At 75.3% G+C, this 24,718-nt stretch carries 24 protein-coding genes and 1 pseudogene; 7 read left to right on the forward strand and 18 right to left on the reverse strand.

All coding sequences use genetic code 11. From position 1 onward, the window contains the following. The 8 genes from AB0B83_RS00390 to AB0B83_RS00425 form a co-directional block, all read right to left on the reverse strand. Positions 1 to 930, reverse strand: a complete 930-nt coding sequence (locus AB0B83_RS00390; protein ID WP_357576290.1) for a phytanoyl-CoA dioxygenase family protein — start codon at positions 928 to 930, stop codon at positions 1 to 3. Further along, on the reverse strand, positions 927 to 2,027 hold the full coding sequence (gene hppD, locus AB0B83_RS00395; RefSeq protein WP_357576291.1) for a 4-hydroxyphenylpyruvate dioxygenase: 1,101 nt from the start codon (positions 2,025 to 2,027) through the stop codon (positions 927 to 929). The genes AB0B83_RS00390 and hppD overlap by 4 nt, the downstream gene beginning before the upstream one ends. A gap of 71 nt (positions 2,028 to 2,098) precedes the next feature. Next, positions 2,099 to 3,337 (reverse strand): beta-ketoacyl-[acyl-carrier-protein] synthase family protein, encoded by a 1,239-nt coding sequence (locus AB0B83_RS00400; RefSeq protein ID WP_357576292.1) that lies wholly within the window; start codon positions 3,335 to 3,337, stop codon positions 2,099 to 2,101. After that, on the reverse strand, positions 3,334 to 4,950 hold the full coding sequence (locus AB0B83_RS00405) for a class I adenylate-forming enzyme family protein (RefSeq protein WP_357576293.1): 1,617 nt from the start codon (positions 4,948 to 4,950) through the stop codon (positions 3,334 to 3,336). The genes AB0B83_RS00400 and AB0B83_RS00405 overlap by 4 nt, the downstream gene beginning before the upstream one ends. Then, positions 4,947 to 5,504, reverse strand: a complete 558-nt coding sequence (locus tag AB0B83_RS00410; RefSeq protein ID WP_357576294.1) for a beta-ketoacyl synthase chain length factor — start codon at positions 5,502 to 5,504, stop codon at positions 4,947 to 4,949. The genes AB0B83_RS00405 and AB0B83_RS00410 overlap by 4 nt, the downstream gene beginning before the upstream one ends. Then, complete coding sequence (locus AB0B83_RS00415) at positions 5,501 to 6,583, reverse strand: beta-ketoacyl synthase N-terminal-like domain-containing protein (protein ID WP_357576295.1); 1,083 nt, start codon at positions 6,581 to 6,583, stop codon at positions 5,501 to 5,503. The genes AB0B83_RS00410 and AB0B83_RS00415 overlap by 4 nt, the downstream gene beginning before the upstream one ends. Continuing rightward, the gene (locus tag AB0B83_RS00420) at positions 6,576 to 6,860 is read right to left on the reverse strand and encodes an acyl carrier protein (RefSeq protein WP_357576296.1); all 285 of its coding nucleotides are present in this window, start codon (positions 6,858 to 6,860) and stop codon (positions 6,576 to 6,578) included. Before AB0B83_RS00420 ends, AB0B83_RS00415 begins: the two co-directional genes overlap by 8 nt. Further along, entirely contained in the window at positions 6,860 to 7,126 is a 267-nt protein-coding gene (locus AB0B83_RS00425; protein WP_311412663.1) for an acyl carrier protein, read from the reverse strand. Before AB0B83_RS00425 ends, AB0B83_RS00420 begins: the two co-directional genes overlap by 1 nt. 15 nt (positions 7,127 to 7,141) lie before the next feature. Here AB0B83_RS00425 and AB0B83_RS00430 point away from each other — a divergent pair, with 15 nt between their 5' ends. Then, positions 7,142 to 7,996, forward strand: coding sequence for a 4'-phosphopantetheinyl transferase superfamily protein (locus AB0B83_RS00430; RefSeq protein WP_357576297.1), 855 nt, complete (start codon positions 7,142 to 7,144; stop codon positions 7,994 to 7,996). Here the strand turns inward: AB0B83_RS00430 and AB0B83_RS00435 are convergent. The 10 genes from AB0B83_RS00435 to AB0B83_RS00480 form a co-directional block, all read right to left on the reverse strand. After that, a complete protein-coding gene (locus tag AB0B83_RS00435) occupies positions 7,927 to 9,312 on the reverse strand; it encodes a class I adenylate-forming enzyme family protein (RefSeq protein WP_357576298.1) in 1,386 nt (461 codons plus the stop codon). The two genes, AB0B83_RS00430 and AB0B83_RS00435, sit on opposite strands and share 70 nt — an antisense overlap. Before the next feature lie 586 nt (positions 9,313 to 9,898). Beyond that, positions 9,899 to 10,201, reverse strand: coding sequence for an antibiotic biosynthesis monooxygenase family protein (locus AB0B83_RS00440; protein ID WP_357576401.1), 303 nt, complete (start codon positions 10,199 to 10,201; stop codon positions 9,899 to 9,901). Positions 10,202 to 10,284: 83 nt separating this feature from the next. Next, positions 10,285 to 11,532 carry a beta-ketoacyl synthase N-terminal-like domain-containing protein gene (locus tag AB0B83_RS00445; protein WP_357576299.1) on the reverse strand — a complete coding sequence of 416 codons (1,248 nt, stop codon included), beginning with the start codon at positions 11,530 to 11,532 and terminating at the stop codon, positions 10,285 to 10,287. Further along, on the reverse strand, positions 11,529 to 12,803 hold the full coding sequence (locus AB0B83_RS00450) for a beta-ketoacyl-[acyl-carrier-protein] synthase family protein (protein WP_357576300.1): 1,275 nt from the start codon (positions 12,801 to 12,803) through the stop codon (positions 11,529 to 11,531). The genes AB0B83_RS00445 and AB0B83_RS00450 overlap by 4 nt, the downstream gene beginning before the upstream one ends. Before the next feature lie 114 nt (positions 12,804 to 12,917). After that, entirely contained in the window at positions 12,918 to 13,322 is a 405-nt protein-coding gene (locus tag AB0B83_RS00455) for a cupin domain-containing protein (RefSeq protein ID WP_151456459.1), read from the reverse strand. Continuing rightward, positions 13,315 to 14,040 (reverse strand): SRPBCC family protein, encoded by a 726-nt coding sequence (locus AB0B83_RS00460; protein WP_357576301.1) that lies wholly within the window; start codon positions 14,038 to 14,040, stop codon positions 13,315 to 13,317. Before AB0B83_RS00460 ends, AB0B83_RS00455 begins: the two co-directional genes overlap by 8 nt. Beyond that, positions 14,037 to 15,416 carry an acetyl-CoA carboxylase biotin carboxylase subunit gene (locus tag AB0B83_RS00465; protein ID WP_357576302.1) on the reverse strand — a complete coding sequence of 460 codons (1,380 nt, stop codon included), beginning with the start codon at positions 15,414 to 15,416 and terminating at the stop codon, positions 14,037 to 14,039. Before AB0B83_RS00465 ends, AB0B83_RS00460 begins: the two co-directional genes overlap by 4 nt. Positions 15,417 to 15,429: 13 nt before the next feature. After that, positions 15,430 to 15,987 (reverse strand): biotin/lipoyl-containing protein, encoded by a 558-nt coding sequence (locus AB0B83_RS00470; RefSeq protein ID WP_357576402.1) that lies wholly within the window; start codon positions 15,985 to 15,987, stop codon positions 15,430 to 15,432. Positions 15,988 to 16,208: 221 nt separating this feature from the next. Beyond that, entirely contained in the window at positions 16,209 to 17,930 is a 1,722-nt protein-coding gene (locus AB0B83_RS00475; protein WP_357576303.1) for an acetyl-CoA carboxylase carboxyltransferase subunit alpha, read from the reverse strand. Further along, positions 17,927 to 18,265 (reverse strand): TcmI family type II polyketide cyclase, encoded by a 339-nt coding sequence (locus AB0B83_RS00480; RefSeq protein ID WP_132234740.1) that lies wholly within the window; start codon positions 18,263 to 18,265, stop codon positions 17,927 to 17,929. The genes AB0B83_RS00475 and AB0B83_RS00480 overlap by 4 nt, the downstream gene beginning before the upstream one ends. 413 nt (positions 18,266 to 18,678) lie before the next feature. On the opposite strand from AB0B83_RS00480, the gene AB0B83_RS00485 reads away from it, so the two are divergent. From AB0B83_RS00485 to AB0B83_RS00510, 6 genes and pseudogenes are all read left to right on the forward strand, one after another. After that, positions 18,679 to 19,488: a BTAD domain-containing putative transcriptional regulator gene (locus AB0B83_RS00485; RefSeq protein ID WP_357576304.1), complete on the forward strand. Its 810-nt coding sequence runs from the start codon at positions 18,679 to 18,681 to the stop codon at positions 19,486 to 19,488. A gap of 122 nt (positions 19,489 to 19,610) precedes the next feature. Beyond that, positions 19,611 to 19,955 (forward strand): TcmI family type II polyketide cyclase, encoded by a 345-nt coding sequence (locus AB0B83_RS00490; RefSeq protein WP_132234744.1) that lies wholly within the window; start codon positions 19,611 to 19,613, stop codon positions 19,953 to 19,955. Positions 19,956 to 19,970: 15 nt separating this feature from the next. Next, positions 19,971 to 21,320 (forward strand): NAD(P)/FAD-dependent oxidoreductase, encoded by a 1,350-nt coding sequence (locus AB0B83_RS00495; protein ID WP_357576305.1) that lies wholly within the window; start codon positions 19,971 to 19,973, stop codon positions 21,318 to 21,320. 1,175 nt (positions 21,321 to 22,495) lie between these two features. Beyond that, positions 22,496 to 22,840: pseudogene (locus AB0B83_RS00500) on the forward strand (DUF4332 domain-containing protein); the annotation flags it as partial. A gap of 306 nt (positions 22,841 to 23,146) precedes the next feature. Beyond that, complete coding sequence (locus AB0B83_RS00505; RefSeq protein WP_091630565.1) at positions 23,147 to 23,353, forward strand: hypothetical protein; 207 nt, start codon at positions 23,147 to 23,149, stop codon at positions 23,351 to 23,353. A 229-nt stretch (positions 23,354 to 23,582) separates the two neighbouring features. Then, positions 23,583 to 24,542: a TIGR03557 family F420-dependent LLM class oxidoreductase gene (locus AB0B83_RS00510; RefSeq protein WP_357576306.1), complete on the forward strand. Its 960-nt coding sequence runs from the start codon at positions 23,583 to 23,585 to the stop codon at positions 24,540 to 24,542. Positions 24,543 to 24,718 lie beyond the last annotated feature (176 nt).

A 24,718-nucleotide genomic window follows, 5' to 3' on the forward strand; every position in this document is an offset into this window, starting at 1 on the left:
TCAGCCTCCCTGCGGGGCGCGGTCGCGCCAGATGACCGGGCAGTACTCGGGGTCCGCGTAGTCCGGCCGCCCGTCGTCGGTGCGGCGGACCAGCACGTCGTGGTTGTACGCGGCGAGGGTGCCGTCGGAGAGCCGATACTCCCGCCAGGCGTTGTCGCCGTCCTGCAGGTGCAGCGAGATCGCCCGGCGCGGGCGGCCGCTGACGTTGGCGCCGCTGCCGTGGTAGGTGCGGCAGTGGTGGAAGCTCATGTGTCCCCTGGGGATCACCATCGGCACCTTGCGGATCTCCACGCCGTTGTGGGCCGCGTTCTCAGCGAGCATCTCCTCCAGCTGGCCGCGGTCGCGGTCGGCGAAGTGGCGCACCACCGTGTCGTCGGCGCCGATCTCCGCCCAGCGGTGCGAGCCGTCGACCATCGTGATGGTGCCCATCTCCTCGCCGCAGTCGTGGAACGGGATGAACGCGGTGAGCATGTTCTCCGACGACGAGGACGCCCAGTAGTGCTTGTCGAAGTGCCAGGGCACGATGTTCGACGGCTCGCCCGAGACCGGCGGCTTCTGGATCAGCGTGGACTGGAAGATCCGGATCTCGGTGGCCCGCGCGAGGCGGGCGGCGACCGCGCCGATCAGCGGCTTGCGCAGGATCGCCCCGAGCACGTCGTGCTCGTGGTGGACGTAGTCGTTGTGCCGCTGCACCGGGCCCTTCGACGGCTCCCAGTAGGCGAGCCGCGCCGGGCGCACCGGCAGGCGGCGGTCCCGCTCGCCGGCGTAGTAGCTGTCGGCGGCGGCCGTGAGGGCGTCCACCTCGTCGTCGGTGAGCAGCTTCTTCGACAGGTACCAGCCGTGCGCGGCGTAGAACGCCACGTCGTCGTCGGAGGGCAGCAGCGCCTCCTCCTCGGCGGTCAGTGCCGGCTCGAACTCGGTCGCGGTCACGTCCGCACCTCCTGCGGTGTCGGGGCCGCGACGGCGGTGCCCGCCGCGGCCAGTTCCCGTTCCTTGGCCTCGTAGAGCGCCTTGATGTTGCCGCTGCCGAAGGTCCGCGCCCCGCGCCGCTCGATCAGCTCCAGGAAGAGCGTGCGGCGCACGTGCATGGACTCGGTGAAGATCTGCAGCAGCTGACCGCCGTGGTCGCGGTCGACGAGCACGCCGAGGTCGCGCAGCCGGTCCAGCGGCGCGTCCACCGGGCCGACCCGTGCCTCCAGCGCGTCGTAGTAGCTGGCCGGGGTGCCGGCGAAGCGCACGCCCCGCTCGGCGAGGGTGGCGACCGCGGTGACGATGTCGTCGGTGCGCAGCCCCAGGTGCTGCACCCCGGCGCCGGCGTGCTGGTCGAGGAAGGCGTCGAGCTGCCCGGGCCGGCGCGAACGGTCGGGTTCCAGCAGCACCAGGGTCACCCGGCCCGACGGGCTCTGCACCACCGTGGAGTTCATCGCCTGCCCGGCGACCTCCACGTGCTCGGCGAAGACCTCCGCGAACCCGAACACGTCCCGGTAGTGCCGGACGGTCTCGTCGAGCTGCCCGGGCGGCACGCAGACCGCCAGGTGGTCGATCTCGACGAGCAGCTTGCCGCCGTCGTCGGGGGGCGTCATCTCGACCGCCCCGGGCAGGAACTCGCCCCGGTCGCCGTGGCGGGACACGAGGCGGTGCAGCACGTCGCCGAAGCCGCTCACCTCGGCGGTCACCACCTCGGCGTCCGCGCCGGTGAAGGTGGTCGGCGGCGTCACCCCCACCGCTCCCCGGCGCACCAGTTCGGCGTACGCGCCCGCGGCGTCGTCGACCTCCAACGCGACCACGGCCACGCCGTCGCCGTGGCGCTGCACGTACCGCGACGCCGGGTGTTCGGCGGTGAGCCCGGTGGTGAGCACCATCCGGACGTCGCCCTGGCTCAGCAGCAGCGACCGCTGGTCGGCCAGCCCGGTCTCGGGACCGCCCTGGCCGCGCAGCTGGAAGCCGACCGCCCGGTCGAAGTAGAAGGCCGCCTGCCGGGCGTCCCCCACGAAGAGTTCGATGTGGTCGATTGCTCGGATGTCCAATGTCCTCAGCCCTTTCCACGGTCTCCGCCGTGGTTGCCGTCCGGGCGCGGTCCGCCCGGGGTGGTGCGGGGTCAGTCCCTCGGCCGGGCGGCCCGCGCGAGCAGCAGACTCACGTTCTGCCCGCCGAAGCCGAAGGAGTTGGTCAGCGCGTATCCGGTGTCCGTCCTGCGCGGCTCGGCGCGGATGTGGTCCGCCGGGCAGGCCGGGTCCGGGTCGTCGAGGTTGTGCGTGGGCGGCAGCAGGCCCCGGCCGAGCGCCAGCGCGGTGGCCGCCGCCTCCAGCACCCCGGAGGTGCCGAGCAGGTGGCCGGTGAGCGCCTTGGTGGAGCTGACCGGCACCCCGCCGGCACCGAACACGTCGGCCAGCGCGGTGGTCTCGGCGATGTCGCCGAGCTTCGTGCCGGTGCCGTGCGCGTTGACGTAGCCGACCCGCGCGGCGGGCACGCCGCCGCTGGCCAGCGCGCGCCGCATGCACTCCGCCGCCCCCGCGCCGTCGGGCCGCGGGGCGGTCGGGTGGTATGCGTCGGTGGTGGCCCCGTACCCGGCGACCTCGGCGTAGCCGGTGACGCCCCGGGCGGCGGCGTGCTCGGCGCGTTCCAGCACCAGCAGGGCCGCGCCCTCGGCGAGGACGAAACCGTTGCGGCGGGCGTCGAACGGCCGGCTCGCCGCGGTCGGGTCGGCCCAGCCCCGGGCGAGCGCCCGGGCGTTGCCGAAGGTGTCGGCGAAGGTCGGGAAGAGGGGCGCCTCGCTGGCGCCGCAGAGCACCACGTCGGCCTCCCCGGCGCGGATCAGCCGCAGCGCGTCGGCGATCGACTGGGCGCCCGAGGCGCAGGCGGTGCCGACCGACGAGGTGTAGCCGCGGATGCCGTGGCGGATGGCGATGCGGGCCGACGGCATGTTCGGCAGGATCCCGGTCAGCAGGTACGGGCTGACCGCCGACCGGCCGCGCGCGGCGCGGGTGAGCACCTGCGCCTCCAGGGTGGCCATCCCGCCGACGCCGCCGACGATCACCCCGATCCGGCCCGGGTCCACGTCCCGGCCCACCTCGATGCCGGCGTCGGCGAGCGCGTCGGCGGCGGCGAGCAGGGCGAGCACCACGACCCGGTCCAGGACCCTGGTCTCCGGCCCGGTGGCGACCGTACGCGGGTCGACGTCCGGCAGAAGTCCGGCGACCTCCAGCGACCCGGCGGCGGGGTGCCCGGCCGGCGGCCGGGTCAGCCCGGAGCGGCCGGCGCAGAGCGCGTCGAAGGTGGCGTCGACGCCCCGCCCGGCGGGGGTGAACAGCCCCATCCCGGTGATGACGGCCGTCATGACGGCGCCTCGGTGAGGTAGCGCTCCCGCAGGACCACCTTGCGCACCTTGCCGGTGACGGTGACCGGGATGTCGGCGGAGCGGACCGGCACCACCCGGCGCAGGGTCGCGCCGACGTCCGGGCCGAGCGCGGCCCGGACCCGCCCGGTGCGGTCCTCGGCGGGTTCGGCGCCGGCGGCGAGTTCCAGCAGCACGTCGGTGACCACCCCGTCGACCCCCGAGGTGATCACCACCGTGCAGTCGGTGACGTCCGGGCAGGCGGCGAGGACGCGCTCCTCGGACAGCGCGGTGTAGAACCACCGCCCGTCCCCCGCGTCGACCGCGTCGACGGCCCGGTCCAGGTGGTGGTAGCGACCCTCGTCGTCGGCGTACACCAGGTCGCCGGTGAGATACCAGCCGCGTTGCCGGGACCGGTACGTGGTGGCCGAGTCGTTCCAGTAGCCCCGGAACAGCGACGGCGAGTCGACGCCGAGCCAGCCCACCTCGCCGGCCGGCACCGGGTCCCCGTCAGCGGTGAGCACGGCGACCTTCGCGAACCGGTAGGGCCGGCCGACGCAGCGGCCGTAGCGGTCGGTGTCGACGCGGTGGGTGATGTGGAACATCGAGTGCCCCATCTCGCTGGAGCCGAGCCCGTCGATGAAGACCGAGCCGGGCACCCGGGTGACCCCCTCGCGGGTCAGCACGTCGCGGGAGCCGACCGCGACGAGCCGGCGCACGTGCGGCTCGTGCGAGCAGTCGCCGGTGTTGAACCACAGCGACACCGAGTCCAGGTCGTACGCGGACAGGTCGAAGCGGGCCAGCTCCGCCCACGTCACGGAGAAGCCGAACACCCCGTCGGGCCGCCAGCGCTGGATCGCCTCCAGCACCCGCTCCCCGCCCTGGTCGGAGAGCAGGAGCATCTCGGCGCGGTTGCCGAGGGCCTGGTTGACCATGAGCACGGTGGCGGTGTGCGGTGCGGGCAGCGCGTTGAGGATGCGGCCGGTGCCCTGCGCCTGCGGCATGGCGAGCAGGTGCCGGGTGGCGGCGAAGAGGCTGGCGTGCGAGTGCAGCACCGCCTTGGGCACCCCGGTGGTGCCCGAGGTGTGGGTGATGACGACCGGGTCGTCGCCGTGGTGCCGGTAGTGCTCCGGCGCGGCGGCCGGATCGCCGGTGCCCGCCTCGGCCGGGGTGCCGAGCACCGGCACGCCGAGGTCGTGGTCGGCCAGCAGGGCGCGGTGCGCGTCGTCGGCGAGGACCCCGACGCCGCGCAGCCGGCGGATGTACTCGGCGGCGATCTCGGGGCGCAGCCCGCCGTTCATCAGCGCCGGGATCGCGCCGAGCCGGGTCAGCGCGAGGTAGCTGAGCACCATGTCGGCGGCGGCGGTGGCCCACACGGCGACCGGGTCGCGGGGCTTGATCCCCCGCTCGTGCAGCCAGGCGGCGCGGGCGGCGACCCGCTCGTCGAGCCGGCCCAGCGTGAACGCCCGCCCGGCCGGGTGGCCGTCCACGGCGGTGTCGAAGGTGAGGCCCGGCCCGTCCGGGTCGGCGCCGTGCGCCAGCACCCGGGCCAGCACGTTGCCGGCGCCGATCCGCTCGTCGGCGGCCAGCGCCCCGCGCAGTCCCCTCTTCCTCATGGTGCGTCTCCTCCCCCCAGCAGCACCGCGACGGCTCGGGCTCCGGGCTGTCCGCCCGCGTCCCGCGCACCGCCGTCGACGGATGCCTGTTCGATCAGGACCAGCAACGCCCGGTCGGCGTCGCCGTCGTGCAGCAGCAGTTCGGCCTCGGCGGTGCCCTCGGCGCGCGGGTCGCCGGTCGGCGCGAGGCAGAGCACCGGCCCGCCGAGGCCCCACCGGGCGGCCACGTGCCCGGCCACGCTGTTGGGCACCGACTGGAAGAAGAACAGCGGCCCGGGCCGGCCGCCGGCGGCGACCGTGGCGCGCACGTGCGCCGCGCTGGCCCGGTCCCCGGCCGCGCTGACCAGCACGACCGCGGTCCGTTCGCCGTCGGGTGCCGGCCGCCGGCCGTACGCCCGGGTCAGGCAGCGCTCGGCCACGGCCGCGACGAGGGGCGGGAAACTGGAGTGCACGTACCCGGGCACCGGCGGCGGTGCCCCGTCGCCCGGCTCGGGCCAGGCCGCCTCGGCCAGCACGGTCAGTCGGCCGGCGGGGTGCTGCGCGGTGCCGCTCATGCCGCACCCACAAGCAGCGCCGTGTTGGCGCCACCGAAGGCGGCGTTGAGGCTCAGCGCGTACCCGGTGGCGGCGGGTCGGGGCGCGTCGCGGACGACGTCCAGCGGGCAGGCCGGGTCGGGGCCGAGCCAGCCGGCGTTGACGGGCAGCTTCCCGTGCCGCAGGGCGAGCACCGTCACCACCAGTTCCAGCAGGCCGGAGGCCTCCAGGGCGTGCCCGTGCAGCGCCTTGGTGGAGCTGACCGGGACGCGTGCCGCCGCCGCGCCGAGCGCGGTGCGCAGGGCCGCCGCCTCGGCGGCGTCGCTGTGGCCGGTGCCGGTGGCGTTGGCGTTGACGTACCCGATCGCCTCCGCCGGGAGTCCGGCCCGGCGCAGCGCTGCGGTGATCGCCCGGGCCAGGCCCCGCCCGCCCGGCTCCGGCTGGCACGGGTGGAACGCGTCCCCGGCCCGGCCCCAGCCGAGCAGGTCGGCGACCGCGCCCCGGGCGGCGGCCCGCGACTCCAGCACCACCGCGGCGATGCCGTCGCCGAGCAGCAGCCCGGTGCGGCCGGCGCTGAACGGGCGCACCGCGCCGTCGGTGGCGAGGGCGCGACCGGCGTCGAAGAGCGCGTACTGGTCCGGCTCGACCAGGTAGCCGGCGGCCACCACCGCCCGGGTGACGTCGCCCCGACGGATCAGGGCGGCGGCGTCGGCGACCGCGCTGCTGGCCGAGACACAGGCGGTGGTGTACGCCCGGGCCGGGCCGGTGAGTCCCGTCCGGGCGGCCAGCGCGGTGGTGAGCGCCGGCACGTGCGCGCCGCCGTGCACGGCCAGCAGCAGGGCGGTGCCGGCCCGACGACCGGCGTCGAGCCCGGAGTCCCGGCAGGCCGCGTCGACCGCCTCGGCGAGCTCGTCGGCCAGGTCACCGGCGTCGGACAGGACGGCGGCGGCGTCCACCCGGCGGGGTGCGGTGTCGAAGCGGTCCACCGGCCGGAACGTCGGTACGCCTGCCAGCACGCCGGCGAGCTGCGCGTCGGCTCCCCTGCCGAGCGCGCTGGTCGCGTGGACGCCGGTGAGCTGGACGGTCGCCGGTTCAGCCATCGGCGGCGGCGGTCATCGGATCGGGCGAGGTGTGCGGCGGGGTCGCAGCCGCCAGGGACGCCCGGAAGACCGCCAGGGCGTCGTCGACGGTACGGATCCCGGCGAGCTGGTCGTCGGTGAGGTCGAGGCGCCGGTCGAGGCGCTGCTCGACGAGGTGCACCAGCCAGGCCAGCTCCATGGAGCCGATCCGGTCGCCGACCTCGGCGGCCGGCTTACCGGCCAGGTCGGCGAGCATGGTCACCAGGTCGGCCCGTTCCAGGTCGGGCTGACCGGCCATCAGGAGTCGTCGCTCGTCGCCCCGGCGACCCGGTCGGCGACCATCGTGGTGAACTCGCCGACCGTCATCAGGGCCAGCTTCTCGGACTCGTCGTCGGCGAACTTCAGGCCGTAGCGGTCCTCGACGCGTACGGCGAGGTCGGCGAGGGCCAACGACTCCAGGTCCACCCCGGACGGGCCGAGGGTCGTCTCGTCGTCGAGGCCCTCGACGTCGTAGTTCATGTCCTCGAGCTGCTCGACGACGAAGGCGCGGATCTCGGGTCGCATGGTTAACCTCTTTCCGTGAGCCAGTTACCGGTGCCCGGTCGGGACACCGCGTACGTGTGGATCGGTCGGGGCGTCGGCGGTCGGCCGGTCCCGGCCGGGCGGTTGTTGCGGCGCGCGGGTGCCGCGCTGCTCGGCCGCGCGGAGGCGGAGATCGTGGTGGAGCACGGCCGCGACGGACGTCCGCTGGTCACGGTGCCCGGCGCGGGGGCCCGGGTGGAGCTTCCGGTCAGCGTCAGCCGGGCCGACGGGGTGGTCGCGGTCGCCGCCCGGGCGGCCGGCCCGGTGGGGATCGACGTGGAGTGGTGCCGTCCGCTGCCCGCGCTGGCGCTGGCCGGGCGGTGGTTCGCCCCGGCCGAGGCGGCGTGGCTGGCGGGGCGCGACGCCGGCGGGCGGTCCCGCGACTTCCTGCGGCTGTGGACGGCGAAGGAGGCCGTGGGCAAGGCGCTCGGGACGGGGCTGCGCGGCGGCGGTCTGCGTCGGCTCATGCCGGTGCCGGACGACCCCGACGGCGCGCTGCGACCGGGGACCGCTGCCCCCGACGGGGCGCTGCGGCCGGAGACCGGCACCTTCGAAGGCGCGTGGCGGCCGGTGCCCGAGGCCCTCGACGGGGCGCTGCGATCGGCGCTCGGCGGCAGGCGCCTGCGCGTCGGGCATCCCCGCGTGGGCGGGGGCCTGGTCCTGGCGGTCGCGGTGGTCGCCGACGAGGCGGTGCCGCTCCATGTGGTGTCGGTCGGGGCGCTGCTGGTCCAGGCGGTGCCGGTCGGATCGGACGGGGCCGTCGGGGCCGCGCGGTGCCGCGCTCACGTGGCGGCCGCCCGCAGCGCGTCGGTCGAACGGACCAGCTTGCCGGTGGTGGTACGCGGCAGCTGATCCACCAGGCGCAGGGTGCGGGGGCGCTTGTAGCCGGCCAGCCGCTCGGCGATCAGCTTGTCGAGCACCTCCTCCGACAGCGGCCCGTCCGGCTGCACGTAGGCGGTGATGCCGCCGTCGAAGACGACCACGGCGGCGGCGACGCCGGCCAACCCGGCGACGGTCGCCTCCACCTCCGTCAGGTCGACCTTCAGACCGCCGACGGAGACCTGCGAGTCGAGCCGCCCGCGAACGGTGACCAGGCCGGTGTCCGGGTGCACGACGCCGGCGTCGCGGGTGCGCAGCCAGCCGTCGGCCCAGCGGGTGGGGTCGCTCGGCCCGACGTACGGCGACGCGGGGCAGCTCACCCACAGCTCGCCGTCGACCTCGCGGACCTCGACGCCGGGCGCCGGGGCGATGGAGGGGCGGTGCCGGCCGTGCAGGTCGGTGCCGATGACGCCGACCTCGGTCATCCCGTACATGTTGCCCAGCGGCACGCCGTACCGGTCGGTGAAGGCACGGACCACGGCGGCCGGCACCAGCTCGCCGCCGGTGGTCATCCGCTTGAACTGCGGCAGCGGCCCGGTGGCGCGGGTGGAGGCGAGCAGTCCGATGTGGAACGGCACGCCGAGCACCGTGGCCGGCGAGCCGTCGGCCGCGATCGCGGCCAGCACCGCGTCGCCGGCGAGCCGCTCCGGCGGCACCAGCTCGACGCCGGCGTGCAGGCCGTAGAGCAGGCCACCGACCAGGCCGAGCACGTGCACCATCGAGGGCAGCAGGACGATCCGCTCGCCGGGCAGCGCCACCCCGTCGATGCGGGTGTAGCGGCGCACCTCGGCGACCAGGTCGTCGGCGGTACGACCAATCACTTTGGACGGTCCGGTGGAGCCGGAGCTGAGCTGGATCACCGCGTGCCCGCTGACCGCCGGGCGGTCGGCGTACGCGGTGACGCCCTCCGTGACGTCGACGAAGATCCGCAGTCCGCCGCCGCCGGTGCGGACCGGGGCCACGACCACCTGCGGGGTGAGCCGCGCGAGTGCCCGGTCGACCTCGTGGTCGGTGAGCCGGTGGTCGAGCAGGATCGCCTGCGCCCCGCTGCGCCAGGTGGCCAGCAGGTTCACCACGTACGCCAGCGAGGGCGGCAGCCGCAGCGCGACGGCGCCCCCGGGGCGCAGTCCGGCGGCGCCGAGGCGGGCCTGCGCGTCGGCCACCAGCCGCCGCAGGGTGCCCCGGTCGACCGGTTCGGGAAGTCGGAGACAAATGTCGGTCGAACGGCCTTCGAGCAGAATTTCGTCAACCCAGAGCGGGTCTGTCGCCGCAGGATTTCCCGTCGCCACTACCGTTCACCGCCCAGCCTCAATTAGGGCGGAACCGCCCATAAGGTGTGCCTGTCGGGGTGCTGCGGGGAACTTTACGACGCCGTCCGGATGTATAGCTAGATGCAAATGGCTAGATCAGAAAGGGCGGCCGGCCGGATTGCCCACGACCGGTTCGGCGGGCAGTATCGGGCGTGTACGTCGACTGAGGGTATCCGCCGGATGACCCGTCGTGCGTACGGCGCGGCACGCCCACCGGACGGCCGATGGTGCTCTTCGAACGCGTCGGTACGGCCGCGCGGAGCGAGTCGGAGCGGGGACGGCCACACGGGCCGGACGGGCCTGCCTGCCGTCAGGCCTGGAGCGCATCGCGGGCGGCGTCGGTGACGGCAGACACGCGCGTGCTGCGCCATGGACAGCGCCAGGAGCGACGTGTGCCGGGCGACGCACCGCAGGCCACCGCACGAGTGGAACACCATGGGTGTCAACGACGGCCGGTGACACCCATGGTGTTCCACTCGTGCCCTGCGGTCAGCGGATGAACAGCCCACCGTGTCGCTGGCGGGCGAGGGCAGCCGGCGAGGGGGCGGAACAGCCGAGGCGGGGCTCAGGTCCGGGACGTGGCGGGGGTCTGGGCGTGGATGAGGAAGCGCAGCGACCGGGCGTCGGTGAAGCACTCCCGCATCGGCCGGACCAGGTCCCGGTGCTCCGGGCTGCGTTCCCACGCCTCGAAGTCGGCCAGGCTCACCCACTCGCTGGTGATCAGCCACTGCTCCGGGTCGGCCGACGACCGGCAGACCTGGTCGACGAGGTGCCCCGCGACGCCCCCGGCCACCAGGTGCCGGACCGCCTCGTACGCGGCCAGGAACGCCTCCGTACGCTCCTGTGGTACCCGTACCAGGAACACCACCCGAGCCCGTTGCCCGCTCGCGTCGGCTGTCCGCTGCGCCCCGACCCGGGACCCGACGGGCGTCGTACCGGTGACCTGCTCGCTCACGGCGTCACTCCCCTCTGCGGCGCGGCCCCACGCAGGACCAGCGCGCTGTTGAAACCGTCGAAGCCGCGGGCGCAGACCAGCGCCAGGCGGCTGCGCGGTCGCCGGTGTTCCCGCAGGAAGTCCAGCTCACAGCCCTCGGCCACCTCGTCCGGGCCGGCGGAGGCCGGCAGCGTGTCGTGGCCGAACGCGAGCAACGCGGTGGCCACGTCCAGCGCCGAGCCGCCCTGGTGCGCGCGGCCGGTCAGCGGCTTCTGGGTGCTGACCGGGGGCGGCCGGTCGCCGAAGACGGCGCGGAGCGCCACGGCCTCGCTGCGGTCGTAGCGGGGCACGCCGAGCGCGTCGGGCAGCACCACGTCGACCGTCTCCGCCCCGACGCCGGCCCGGTCCAGGGCCAGCCGCATGGCGCGGGCGTACTGGATCGGGTCGCCGACGGTGTCTGGTCCGGTGTGGACGGCGTCGTGGGTGGCGCCCCAACCGGTAACCTCGCCGTACACGCGGGCGCCCCGGGACAGCGCGTGGCCCAGCTCCTCCACCACGAACACCGCGCCGCCCTCGGCGGGCAGGTAGCCGCTGGCCGCGGCGTCGAACGGCCGGTAGGCCCGCTCCGGGTCGGCCACGTCGCTCAGCAGGCCGGAGCGGAGCTGGCAGGCCAGGGCGTACGGGCTCAGCGGGCACTCGGTCGCCCCGGCGATCACCACGGGCGTGCCCCGGCGTACGGCCCGCGCGGCGTGCGCCAGGCTGTCCAGCCCGCCGGCGGTCTCGGCGACCAGCACCCCGGACGGACCCTTGAACTGGTGGTGGATGGAGAGCTGCCCGACGCTGGCCGCGTAGAACCAGGCGATCGACTGGTACGCCCCGACGGTGCGCGACGGCCCGCCCCAGAGCCGTTGCAGCTCCCGCTGCCCGAACAGGTTCCCGCCCGACGAGCTGGCCAGCGTGACGGCGTAGCCGTACGGGTCGGGGGCCCGCTCGGGCAGGCCGGCGTCGGCCAGTGCCAGCCCGGTGGCGGCGAAGCCGAGGTGCGTCCACCGGTCGGTCTGCACCAGCCGGCGGTTGTCGGCGTACGCGGCGGCGTCGAAGCCGGGCACCTCCCCGCCGTGGCGGGTGGGGTAGCCGGCGGGATCGAAGAGCGTGATCGGCCCGGTGCGGCGGGTGCCGGCGAGCACGGTACGCCAGTGCGCGTCCACACCGATCCCGCTGGGCGCGACGACGCCGATGCCGGTCACCACGGCCCGCGCGGTCACGGCAGCACCCGCCCGGGCAGCCGGCGGAACACCATCGCCGACTGGAAGCCGCCGAACCCGCTGCCCACCGAGAGCGCCACGTCGACCGGCAGCTCCCGCGCCTCGTTCGGGACGTAGTCCAGGTCGCACTCCGGGTCGCGGGTGCTCCAGTTGGCCGTCGGCGGCACCACGCCGTACTCCACGGCCAGCGCGCACGCGGCCATCTCGATCGAGCCGATCGCGCCGAGCGAGTGCCCGACCATCGACTTGATCGAGCTGATCGGCACCCCGTACGCGGCCTGACCCAGCGCCCGCTTGAACGCGGCGGTCTCGTGCCGGTCGTTCTGTCGGGTGCCCGAGCCGTGGGCGCTGATGTAGGAGACCTGCTCGGGGGCGATGCGGCCCTGCTTCAGCGCGGCCGAGATGGCAAGCCCCATCTCCAGCCCGTCGGGCCGCAGCCCCGTCATGTGGTAGCCGTTGCTGCGGCTGGCGTAGCCGGCCACCTCGCAGTAGACGTGCGCGCCGCGGCGCGCGGCGTGCCCGACCTCCTCCAGCACCAGCACCGCCGCCCCCTCGGCGAGGACGAAGCCGTGCCGGTCGGCGTCGAACGGGCGGGAGGCGTGCGCCGGGTCGTCGTTGTCCGGGCTGGTCGCCTTGATCGCGTCGAACGAGGCGACGGTGACCGGCGAGATCGGCGAGTCGGCGGCCCCGGCCAGCACGACGTCGGCCTCGCCGTCGGCGATGAGCTGGTGGGCGTACCCGATCGCGTCGATGCCGGAGGTGCAGCCGGTGGAGACCACCTGCGCGGGGCCGTGCAGCCCGTGCCGGCACGCCACGTCCGCGGCGAGGCTGCTGGGCACGAGCGCCTGATAGAGGTACGGGCCGCCGCGCCCGGCGTCGACCAGCCACCGGCGGCCGGTGTCGCTGACCGTGACGTACTCCTGCTCCAGGGCGGTGGTGCCGCCGACGGCGGTGCCGAGCACCACGCCGGTGCGGTCCCGCTCGGCGTCGGTGAGCTCCAGACCGGCGTCGGCGACGGCTTCGGCGGCGCAGGCGAGGGCGAACTGCACGTACCGGTCGGCGCGCCGCAGCTCGTCTCCGGTGAGGCCGGCGGCGACCGGGTCGAAGTCGCACTCGGCGGCGATCTGGGAACGGAAGGCCGACGGATCGAAGAAGGTGATCCGCCGGGTCGCCGTACGCCCCTCGGTGATGGTCTTCCAGAACCGGTCCCGGCTGGCGCCGCCGGGGGCGACCACCCCGACGCCGGTCACCACCGTGCGGCGCCCGCTCACGGCGCCACCTCGGTTCGCGACTGCGGGGCTCGCAACCCCGGCTCACTCCTCACGCTCACGGCGCCACCTCGGTTCGCGACTGCGGGGCTCGCAACCCCGGCTCACTCCTCACGCTCACGATCCGCCTCGCTGTTCGACCAGTTCGGTGTCGACGTGACCGAGTTCGGGGCGGGGCGCCAGCGGTCCGAGGTGGAAGACCACCTCGGCCGGCTCGTCCCCGGTGTTGCGCAGTCGGTGCCGGACGTTGCGCGGCACGAACAGCGCCTCTCCGGCGGCCAGCGGCACCGGCTCGTCGTCCAGGTCGACGGTGATCGTGCCGCGGGCGACGTAGAGGAACTCCTCGCTGTAGGGGTGGTAGTGCTCGGCGATCCGCTCCCCCGGGCGCAGCGTCGCCACCCCCATGAAACCCGAGGTGCTGCCGACGGTCTTGGGGCCGAGCAGCACCCGCAACTCGCCGCCGCGGCGGCCGTCGGGCGCGACGTCGGCGGCGGCGACCAGCCGCAGGGTCCGCTCACTCATCGCCGGCTCCCGTCGCCCGGTCGGTGCCGGCGAGTCGCTCGATCTTCTCCTTGATGACGGCGAGCTGCACCGCGCTGTTGGCGTTGATCCGGTCGGTCATGCCCGCGTCGTCCACCGGCGCGGTGGGCTTCATCGCGAAGTGCTGCACCCAGGTCATCCGGGTTCCGCCGGGCTCCTCGGTGTAGCGCCAGTGGATCCGCATGTACTCGAACGGCCCGGTCTCCACCCGCCGGGCGTCGACCTGCCTGCTGACCGGGTCGGCGGTACGTTCGCTGACCCAGCTCCACACCGTGCCGTTCTCGTCGGGGTGCATGGTGAGCCGGAACCGCACCGTGTCGCCGTCGCGGTGCAGGATGTCCGCGCGGGCGTACTCGGTGAACAGCTGCGGCCAGTTGGCGACGTCGTTGGTGACGTCCCACACCAGCGGCAGCGGCGCGGCGATGAGCACGCTGTTCTCCGTGTGTCCGGGCTGATCGGCGTCGCGGGCGACCAGCTCGGCGACGCCCGCGATGCTGAGCTGCCCGGCCTGTTCGGGGATCTGCACCTGCCACCGGTCGGCGACCACGGCGGAGAGTTCGAGCAGCGCCAGCGAGTCCATGCCGAGTTCCTCCAGGGACGCGGCCGGGGCGCGGGCGGCGGCGTCGGCGTCCAGCCCGCAGTTGGCCACCAGGATGTCGGTGATCTCGGCGGTCAGCGGACGGCCATGGGTGACGGTCATCGGAGCCTCCTGTGGTGTGCGTCGGGCGGGCCGGCGAGCAACTGCTCGACCAGGCCGGTGGAGTAGCGGCCCTTGCGGAACCCGGCGTCGTCGAGCACCCGCCGGGCGAACGGGATGGTGGTGCGGACCCCGGGGCCGGCGATGTCGAACTCGTCGAGGGCGCGTTCCAGCCGGTTGAGCGCGAGCTCCCGGTCCGGCGCCCAGACCGCCACCTTGGCCAGCAGGGAGTCGTAGTGCGGGCCGAACAGGTAGCCGGCGTGGCCGTGCGTGTCGACCCGGGTGAACGGGCCGCCGGGCGGGACGAAGCGCTCCAGCCGGCCGGGCGTCGGCGCGAAGCCGCGGTCCGGGTCCTCCACGTTGACCCGGCACTCGATGGCGACCCCGTGGAACCGGACGTCCTCCTGCCGCCAGCGCAGCGGCACCCCCGAGGCGATGTGCAGCTGCTCGTGCACCAGGTCGATCCCGGTGATCATCTCGGTGACGGGATGCTCGACCTGGATCCGGCAGTTGATCTCCAGGAAGTGGAACCGCTCGTCGGAGTCGACGAGGAACTCCACGGTGCCGGCGCCGGTGAAGCCGGCGTGCAGGGCGCCGCGCAGGGCGCACTCCGCGATGGCCTCCCCGGTGCCGGCCGACAGCGCCGGGGCGGGCGCCTCCTCCACCAGCTTCTGGTGGCGGCGCTGCACCGAACAGTCCCGGGTGCCCAGGTGCACGCCGTTGCCGTGGGAGTCGCACAGCAGCTGCACCTCGACGTGCCGGGCACCGGTCAGGTACCGCTCCACGTACACCCGGTCGTCGCCGAAGGCGGCCTGGGCGGCGGCCCGGGTCCGCGCGTACGCCCGGGGCAGTTCGGCCGGGGTGGCGACCACCGTCATGCCCCTGCCCCCGCCGCCGGCCGCCGCCTTGACGATCACCGGGTAGCCCACCTCGGCGGCCACCTCCGCCGCCGCGGCGGCGGTGGGCACCGGCGCGACGCTGCCCGGCGGCAGGGGCAGCCCGGCCCGGCGCATCAGCGCCCGCGCCGAGGACTTGTCGGCCAGCACGGACATCACCTCCGGCGGCGGGCCGATGAAGACCAGGCCGTTGTCGGCGCAGATCTCCGCGAAGTCGGCGTCCTCGGAGAGGAACCCGTAGCCGGGGTGCACCGCCTGCGCCCCCACCTGCCGGGCCGCCTCCACGATCGCGGCGGCGTTGAGGTAGCTGCGCCGGCTGGCCGCCGGCCCGATCCGTACGGCCTCGTCGGCCAGGCGCACGGCGGCGGAGTCGGCGTCCGCGGTGGAGTAGACCACCGCCGTACGCACGCCCAGCTCGCGGCAGGCGCGCAGCACCCGCAGGGCGATCTCCCCCCGGTTGGCGATCAGGACCTTCTCGAACATCGCGTCCTGCCCCTCACGCCGGGTCCAGCGCGACCAGCGGCTGGTCGTACTCGACCGGGTGGCCGTCGGCGGCAAGGACCTCGACGACCCGGCCACCCCGGTCGGAGGTCACCTCGTTCATCAGCTTCATCGCCTCGACGATGCCGACGACCTGCCCGGGACGGACCAGGTCGCCGACGGCGACGAAGGGCGCGGCGCCCGGCTCCGGCGCGCGGTAGAACGTGCCGACGATGGGCGACCGCACGGCGTACCCCTGCGGCGGCGCGGCGGTCGGCGGGGGTGCCGGGCTCGCCGTGGCGGCGGCGTGGGCGGTCCCGGCCGGGGCGGCGTGCCACTCCACCTCCAGCACCGTGTCGCCGCCGCGCAGCCTGATCCGCCGCAGCGGGCCGGGCAGCTCGGCCGCCAGGTGCCGGGCGTGCCGCCGCAGCCCGGTGAGCACGCTGTCCACCTGCTGCCCCACCTCCGCGCCCGACGCCGCCTCCACGCCGGACGCCGCCTCCGAGTCCGACGCCGCCTCCAGGCCGGACGCCCGCGCGACGCCGGGCGACGGCTGCGGAGGAGGTGCGGGCACCGGGCCGGCGGCCCGCTCGACGTCGGGCGACCGCGCCGCGTCGGGCAACCGGCCCGCGTCGGGCGAGCGGTCCGCGTCGGGCGCGGGATGCGGGCCGGGCGTGGGGTGCGTCCGCGGCGTCGGGTGGGCGTCGGGGGCCGTCCGGGTGCCGGGTGCCGGCACCGCGACGACCGCCGCCGGCCCGGATGCCGGCGGCACGGCGGCCCGGATCGCGCCGGCGCTCACCGGGCACCCGCCCGGGCGCCGAGGCGGGCGGCGCCGAAGCGCCGGAAGCGCTGCCGCCGGCGGCGGACCAGCGTCGCGGGCGGCACGTCGAGCAGCGGCAGCAGGTGCGCCAGCGCCGCCTCGCGCAGCGCCCGGGCGGCGGCCTGCGGGTCGTGGTGGGCGGCCGGGGCCGGCTCGGGGACGAGGTCGTCGACGATCCCGAGCCGGCACAGGTCGGGGGCGGTGAGCCGCAGCGCGCGGGCCGCCTGCGGCGCGGCGCCCCGGTCCGGCCAGAGGATCGCCGCGCAGCCCTCCGGGCTGATCACGGAGTAGACGGCGTGCTGGAGCATGAGCACCCGGTCGGCCACCGCGAGCGCCAGCGCACCGCCGCTGCCGCCCTCGCCGGTGATCACGGCGACGACGGGGGTGGGCAGCACGGTCAGGGCGAGGATGTTCTCCGCGATGGCCGCCGCCTGGCCCTGTTCCTCGGCCCGCACGCCGGGATCCGCCCCGGGGGTGTCGACGAGGGTGACCACCGGCAGGCCGAGGCGGGCGGCGAGACGCATCAGCCGCAGCGCCTTGCGGTGCCCCGCCGGGCTGGCCATGCCGAAGTTGCGCCCGACCAGCTCGGCGGTGGTGTGTCCCTTCTGGTGGCCGATGACCATGACCGGTCGCCCGTCGAGCCGGGCCAGCCCGCCCACCACGGCGGGGCAGTCCGCGCCGAGCCGGTCGCCGTGCAGCTCGACGAAGCCGTCGAACGCCGTCTCGAGGTAGTCCAGCGTGGTCGGGCGACCCGGGTGCCGGGCCAGCCGTACCGTCTCCCAGGCGTCGCCGCCCGGGCCCGGCGCCGTCGTCGCGGCGGCACCGCCGGCCGGGCGCGCCACCAGCGGCGACGGCTCCTGCCGGGGTACGCCGGGACGCGCCGCCGGCCGCCGCCCGGCCCGCGCGGCGACGAGCAGCGCCACCAGCCGGCCCCGCAGGGCGTGCCGGGGCACCACCATGTCGACCTGGCCGTGCCGCAGCAGGAAGTCGGCGGTCTGGAAGCCCTCCGGCAGGTCCCGGCCGGTGACCTGCCGGATCACCCGGGGGCCGGCGAAGCCCATCCGCGCGCCGCTCTCGGCGAGCACCACGTCGGTGTTGGTGGCGAACGAGGCGGCCACGCCCCCGTACGTCGGGTCGGTGAGCACGCTGACGGTGAGCAGGCCGGCCTCCCGCAGCGCGGCGATCGCCTGGCTGACCGTGGCCATCTGCATCAGCGACAGGGCGCCCTCCTGCATCCGCGCCCCGCCGGAGGCGGTGACGAGGACCAGCGGGACCCCGTCGGCGAGGGCCCGCTCGGCCGCCAGGGTGATCAGCTCCCCCACGACGCAGCCCAGGCTGCCGCCGAGGAACCGGAAGTCCATCACGGCGAGCACGCACGGCTGCCGCCCGACGGTGGCGGTGCCGCAGACGACCGCCTCGGGCAGCCCGGTGCCGGCCCGCGCGGCGGTGAGCCGGTGCGGGTACGGCAGCAGGTCGACGAAGCCGATCGGGTCGACCTCGGCCGGCCGCTCCGGCAGGGCGGTGAACGACCCCGGGTCGACGATCTGGAGCAGCCGCTCGGGCGCGTCGACCCGGGCGTGCGCCCCGCACTCGGGGCAGACGTCGAGGTTGCGCCGCAGCCGCTTGCGGTAGAGCAGGGTGGCGCAGCCACCGCAGCGGGACCAGAGTTGCCCCTCGCGGGGCGCGGTGGCGGTCACGACGACCGCCCGACGGGCGCGGCGTCGAAGCGGTAGAAGCAGCGGGCCATCGCGTCACGCGGCTCCCGCCACGTCGGCAGGTACGGCGACACGTACGGCTGCAACCGGGCACTGACCCTGGCGAACTCGGGGTGTCCCCGGGCCGCCTCGACCGCTGCCCCGCCCGGCGACTCCGTCTCCAGCAGGTGCACGTACAGGTCACCGAGTCGGTAGAGCGACCGGTGCCGGACCCCGACCAGGCGCGGCAGTTCGGTCGCGTCGGAATCGGCGAAGATCTCGGCGACACGCGCCTCGGCGCTCGGCACCACCTTCGCGACGATCAGCGAACGGTCCATGGGCCTCCCTCCACGGCATCGGGCGTCGGTGACGACGGCACCGGCCTAGCCGGACGACTGGCGACACGATCCGGCCCCCGGCGTCACGGCGGCGTCACCGGCGACCGCCGAGCGGCGACGCAGCTTCCGTGACGCTGCGTTGACGCCAGCTGTGTACCCGCTGTGCGGCACCGATCATCCGGTGTGGACTATCCGCAGTTCGGAAGGGTTCTCGTGGACGCCGGCAGGCAAGCGCCATCCCGGACAAGACATTGACCGAGAGTGACCACAATTGATAATCTTCGTCACGGTCAGCCCGGCGGCCGCGGCGTGCGACGCCGTGCCGCGGCGGAGCGATCCGACAGTGGGGTCATGGGCAGCCGCGCCGGGGACAGCAGACGAGTCGGGACGAGCGTTCCGCAGGGGGTGCCGCCGTGGCCGCTGATCGATCGACGCCGACCACCGATTGCCGGGCCGACGCCGAGATCTCCCTGCACCTGCTCGGCGGGTTCCGGCTGCTGCACGGCGACGCCCCGGTCGTGGTGCCGCGCGGCCTGCAACGCGTCATCGCCCTGATCGGGCTGCGCCCCGGCGCCACCCGCAGCAACCTGGCCGGCCTGCTCTGGCCGGACGCGCCCGAGGACCGCGCGCTGTCGTCCCTGCGGACCGCGCTGTGGCGGCTGCGCCAAGACCCCTGCTGCCCGATCACCACCTCCGGCGACACGGTCGCCCTCGGCCCGGCCGTCCGGGTCGACGTCGACGCGCTCGTCGGCACGGCCGCGCGGGTACGCGACGGCGACGACCCCTGCGCCGCCGCCGCGCTCGCCGCCGGCCGCCACGACCTGCTCCCCGGCTGGTACGACGACTGGGTGCTGACCGACCGGGAGCGGCTGCGCCAGCTGCGCCTGCACATGCTGGAGGAACTGGCCGGCCAGCACCTGTCGGCGGGCCGCCACGGCGCGGCGCTCGAAGCCGCGTTGGAGGCGATGGCCGCCGAACCCCTACGCGAGACGCCGCACCGGCTGGTGGTCCGCATCCACCTCGCCGAGGGCAACGCCTTCGAGGCCGTGCACGCCTTCTACGTCTACCGCGACCTGCTGCTGCGGGAACTGCGGCTGGAGCCCTCGGCGGCGATGACAGCACTACTCGACGACACCCTCGCGCCGATCCGCGAGGCCACCCGTACCGCCCCGGCCGGGCCCCGCCGGCCGCCGTCCAACCGGATCGCGCCCCGCGCGCGCTGAGACGGCGTCACCGGCGCGGCGGGGCGAGTGACGGACAGGTGACAGTCGCCGGGGCACGGTGGCCGCACAACAGTCCGTGGTCTGCGACACGGTCGCGGAGCGCCACCGGCGAGAGGGGTCCCATGAGCCGTCTACTGATCGTCAGCAGGATCATCCCGGGCGCGGAGGGGCGGGTGGCGCAGATCTTCGCCGAGTCCGACGCGACCGAACTACCCGCCCTCACCGGGGTCCGTCACCGGTCCCTGTACTGCCTGCACGACCTGTGCGTACACCTGATGGAGACCGCCGACGTGGCCCCGGACGCGCTGGCCGAGGCCCGCAACCACCCGCTCTACCGCCAGGTCAACGAGCGGCTCTCCGCGCACACCACGCCGTACCTGCCGACCTGGCGCTCGCCGCGCGACGCGATCGCGGGCTGCTTCTACCGGTGGGACGCCGCGGACGCGGCGGCGCACCCGGCCGGCTGAACGGGGGCGGTCGCCATGTCGTCCAGACCACCCCACGTCCTGATCGTCGGGGCCGGCACGGGCGGGCTGTGCCTGGCGCACGGCCTGCGCCGTGCCGGCATCAGCGTCGCCGTCTACGAGCGGTACCGCACCCGCGGCGAAGGGCTGCTCGGCTACCGGGTCGGCATCGGGCCGACCGGCAGTCGCGCGCTGCGCGAGTGCCTGCCGCCCACCCTGTTCGACGTCTACCTCGCCACCTGCGCCCGTTCCCCCCGCTACTTCAACGTCATCACCCAGGGCATGCGGCGCACGGCCTCGTTCACGCTCCGGCCCGACACCGACCCGGTGAACACCGAACGGTCCGTCGCCCGGATGACCCTGCGCCAGGTCCTGCTCACGGGCATGGAGGACGTCGTCCACTTCGACAAGGCCTTCACCCGGTACGACCAACGCGACGACGGGACAGTGACCGCGCACTTCGCCGACGGCAGCACCGCCACCGGCGACCTGCTGGTCGCCGCGGACGGCACGCACTCGGCGGTACGCCGCCAGTACCTGCCGCACGCGGTCACCCGCGACGCCGGCACCATCAACATCGCCACCCGCATCCCCCTGACCCCGCACACCCGGGGGCTGCTGCCCGAACGGATCGAACAGGGCATCTCGCTGATCTTCGGCACCGGCGGGATGATGGGCGTGCTGCACGTGATGGAGTTCAAGTGGGACCGCGACGGCACGCTCAAGCCCGGCGTCGACCCCGCCGACGCCGAGCTGCTGCGCGGCTGGCCGGGGCTGCGCCACGACAACACCCGCGACAACATCAACCTGGTCGTCTGGAGCACGGCCCGCCGCTTCCCGAGCGACGTCATGCAGTTGCGCGGCGAGGACCTGGTCCTGCTCGCCCTGCGACTCACCCGAAACTGGCACCCCCACCTGCGTGAACTGCTCGCCCGCAGCGACCCGGGCAGCGCCCTGCCCATCAGGGTGTCCACCAGCGAGCCGGTGCCGCCCTGGAAGAGCAGCACCGTCACCCTGCTCGGCGACGCCATCCACACGATGACGCCGGGACGCGGGGTGGGCGCCAACACGGCCCTGCGCGACGCCGCCCTGCTCTGCCGCCAGCTGCGACTGGCCGCCACCGGAGACAAGACGCTGCTCCAGGCGGTGGCCGACTACGAGGCCGCGATGGTGCCGTACGGGTTCGCCCGGGTCGCCGACTCGCTCAACCGCAGCGGCACCAGCGGGGACGACCGGATGTACAAGCCGGTCGTCGGCCGGCTCGCGCTGCTCGGCGCGCGGGGCTACTTCGGCGTCACCAGCCGGGTACCCCGGCTGGCGCGGCGCTTCGTCGACGACTTCTACAGCTACCGGGGCGAGGAGGACTGACCGTCCGACCGGGACCCCGGCGCCGCCAGTGGGCGCCGGGGTCCCCGCCTGCCCGCCCACCGCCAGCGGACTCGGCGACCCTCCGTCGCCCCGGCGGACACCGCCCGTCGCGACCCGTCCCGCCGCCACGGTGGGCACCCGGTCCTGCCTGTCGGCGTCGTCGGGCGTGTGCGAAGCTGCGGCGAGTTTTTCTCGCGGGTTTCCGGACGTGAACGATAGGGAGGTTTGCCGTGGCGTGGTCTTTCGGGCACTGGCTGATACTGATCGTGGCTCTGTTGGTGGGTCTGGCGGGCGGCTGGTTCGGGCGCGGCCGGCGGGACGCGGCGGTCGCCACCCACGGCTCGCCCATGGTGGACGGTGACCCGGTCGCCGGCATGACCGCCGTGGTGGTCGACCCGTCGCCCGTCGCCACCCTGGACGAAGCACGCCCCGAGGTGACCGTGGACCCCGCGCCGGAGGCGGTCGCCGACCGCGTCCCCGCCGCGCCCGGGGTCGACGCCCCGACCGACGCCGACCCGGGCAGCACCGACGCCCCGAAGGCCACGGTCGTCGCGGCCGACGCGTCCCGGGCCGACGACGTCGACCCGGCCGACATGGCGCTGACCGGCGACCCGGTGCCGGCGCCCGACGCCGACCCCGTGCCGTCCGGCACCACCACCGACGTACGGCCGGGGCACGAGGTCGTGCTGCCGTTGGCCGCCGAGGTGACCGGCCCCGTCGACCGCCGCCCGGCGGAGGAGCCCGCCCCGAGCGCCGACGCGGAGCCCGTCCCGGCCGCCGCCACGGAAGCCCTTCCCACCGCCCACGCGGAGCCCGTCCCGGCCCCCGCCACCTCGGCGGCGCCGACGAGCGTGACCGCGGCCGAGCCGGAGACCGCACCCGTCCCCACCGCGGCCGGCCCGGCTGAGCCCGTTGCTGAGCCCGTGGCCGAGCCCGCTGCCGTGGCCGCCTCCGCCGTCGAGCCGGAGCCGGCCGACGCACCCGCCGAGCCGGAGCCGACCCGCGCCACGCCGGTCGAGCCGGCCCCGGTCGCCGCCAACACGGTCGAGCCCACGCCGGTCGAGCCGGCCCCGGTCGCCGCCAACACGGTCGAGCTTGCCCCGGCCGCCGCCACCGCGGTCGAGCCCACCCCGGCCACCGCCACCGCCGTCGAGCCGGCCACGGCCGCCGACGCACCCGTCGAGCCCGAGTCGACGCCGGCCGACGCGCCGGCCGTGCCGGTGGTCGTGCCGGCGCCGCGCGGCGAGGTGGACGCGACCGACTCCGACGCCGCCGACGACTTCCGCCGGATCCAGGGCGTGGGCCCGAAGATGGCGGCGGCGTTGCAGGCGGCCGGCATCCGGACGTACCGGCAGCTGGCGGAGCTCGACGAGGCCGCCCTGCGGGAGACGATCCGGGCGGCCGGGCTGCGGGCCGCGCCGAGCCTGGCGACCTGGCCGCAGCAGGCGAAGGTGCTCGCCGGCGCCCCGCAGGAGGCGGCCGCCGCCCTGCCGACCCCGGTGGGCGGCGCGGACGCCTGACCTTTGCCGCCCCGGCTGCCGCTTTTCCCGTCGACGCCGGACGGCGGTACCCGGATGGATCGGATACCGCCGCACGACCGATCCGCCGTCGCCGACATCGCGGCGCCCCGAGCCCCGGGGCGCCGCGATGTCGGCGTTCAGGGCCGAAACGCGAGGAGATGACCGCGCATCGGCCCCTGCGGGCCCGTCCCGCCCACCTGCCGGCCGGCCGCCGCGCCGTTCCTCGGCGGCGGGACCGTTAGCCGTTCATCGCGATTGGGTACAACGCCCAGCACCCCGATCCACCACACCTTTGCGGAGGCAGCGATGCGCGGCACGTCGATATTCGGAGTCCTGGTCGTCATCTGGCTGATCATCGGCGCGGTCGCCGCCGGGCAGCGCGGCTACTACAGCGGCGACGACACGAACTGCGCCGAGGCCGGCACGATCCTGGTGACCATCGTGGCCGGACCGCTGAACTACATCGGGGCCAACCCGAAGGTCGACTGCGAACTGCCCCAGCCGTCCAAGTAGGACGTACTCCTCCGGCCCGCGCCCACTCGGGCGCGGGCCGAGCCGTGTCCGGGGTACGCCACGCCGACTCCCCGACTCCGTCCCTCCTGCCGACGCCAGCCACACCGCGTAGGGCGTCCTAGGAGGCTGGGTCATCGGGGGTGGCGTCCCGCGCGACCCGACGTTTGTCGACCCCCGCCACGGGAACCGGCGTTGCGCCACCAGCGCCGCACGGGACGGGAGCACCGGCATGAGGATCGGCTACAAGCTCGCCTCGGAGGGGTACGGACCGCAGGAGATCATCCGCCAGGCCGTCCGGGCCGAGCAGGCTGGTTTCGACTTCGTCGAGATGAGCGACCACTTCCACCCGTGGCTCGACACGCAGGGGCACTCGTCGTTCACCTGGAGCGTGCTCGGGGCGGTCGCGGCGAAGACCGAACGGATCGGCCTCGCGACGGGGGTGACCTGCCCGACCGTCCGGTACCACCCGGCGATCATCGCGCAGGCCGCGGCGACCCTGGCGCTGATCTCCGACGGCCGGTTCACCCTCGGCGTCGGGGCCGGGGAACGGCTCAACGAGCACGTGGTGGGGCAGGGCTTTCCCAGCGTACGGGGCCGACACGAGCGGCTCCGCGAGGCGCTGGAGATCATCCGGCTGCTCTGGCAGGGCGGCTACCACTCGTTCGAGGGCAAGCACCTGCACCTGGAGGACGCCCGGATCTTCGACCTGCCGGAGACCCCACCGGTGATCGCGGTCGCCGCGAGCGGCCGGTCCTCGGCCACGATGGCGGCGGAGCTCGGCGACGGACTGTTCGTCACCGAGCCGAAGGCGTCGATCGTCGAGCACTACCGGCAGGCCGGTGGCGACGGTCCCCGCTACGCCGAGGTGCCGATGGCCTGGGCCACCGACGACCAGCAGGCCGTACGCGCGGTGCTGGAGACCAGCCGGTGGATGGTGACCGGCTGGAAGGTGATGAGCGAACTGCCGAACCCGGTCAACTTCGACGCCGCCAGCGCGTACGTCGAGGAGCGGCACGTCCGGGAACTGTTCTCCGTCGGGCCGGACCCGGAGGCGCACGTGGCGGCCGTCCGCCCGTACGTCGAGGCCGGCTACGACCACGTCGTGCTGCAGAACGCCGGCCCCGACCCGGACGGCTTCCTCGACTTCTTCGCCGGCGACCTCGCCGCCCGGCTGCGCGCCCTCGGCTGAGCCGTCCGCCACGCGGGGCGCGTTCGGCACCGTCCGCCGCGATCGCGATGATCGCCGGCGGGGCCGGACGCGCCCCGGGCGGGGCGGGCCGCGCCGGGGGGGCCGGGCCCCGCACGGGGAACCGCAGCGGTTAGGGGACCGGCCCCCCCAGGCCGCGCCGGTTGTGGGCGAGGGTT

The organism is Micromonospora sp. NPDC049060 (genome assembly GCF_040649055.1).
Taxonomy (GTDB): Bacteria; Actinomycetota; Actinomycetes; order Mycobacteriales; family Micromonosporaceae; genus Micromonospora; species Micromonospora reichwaldensis.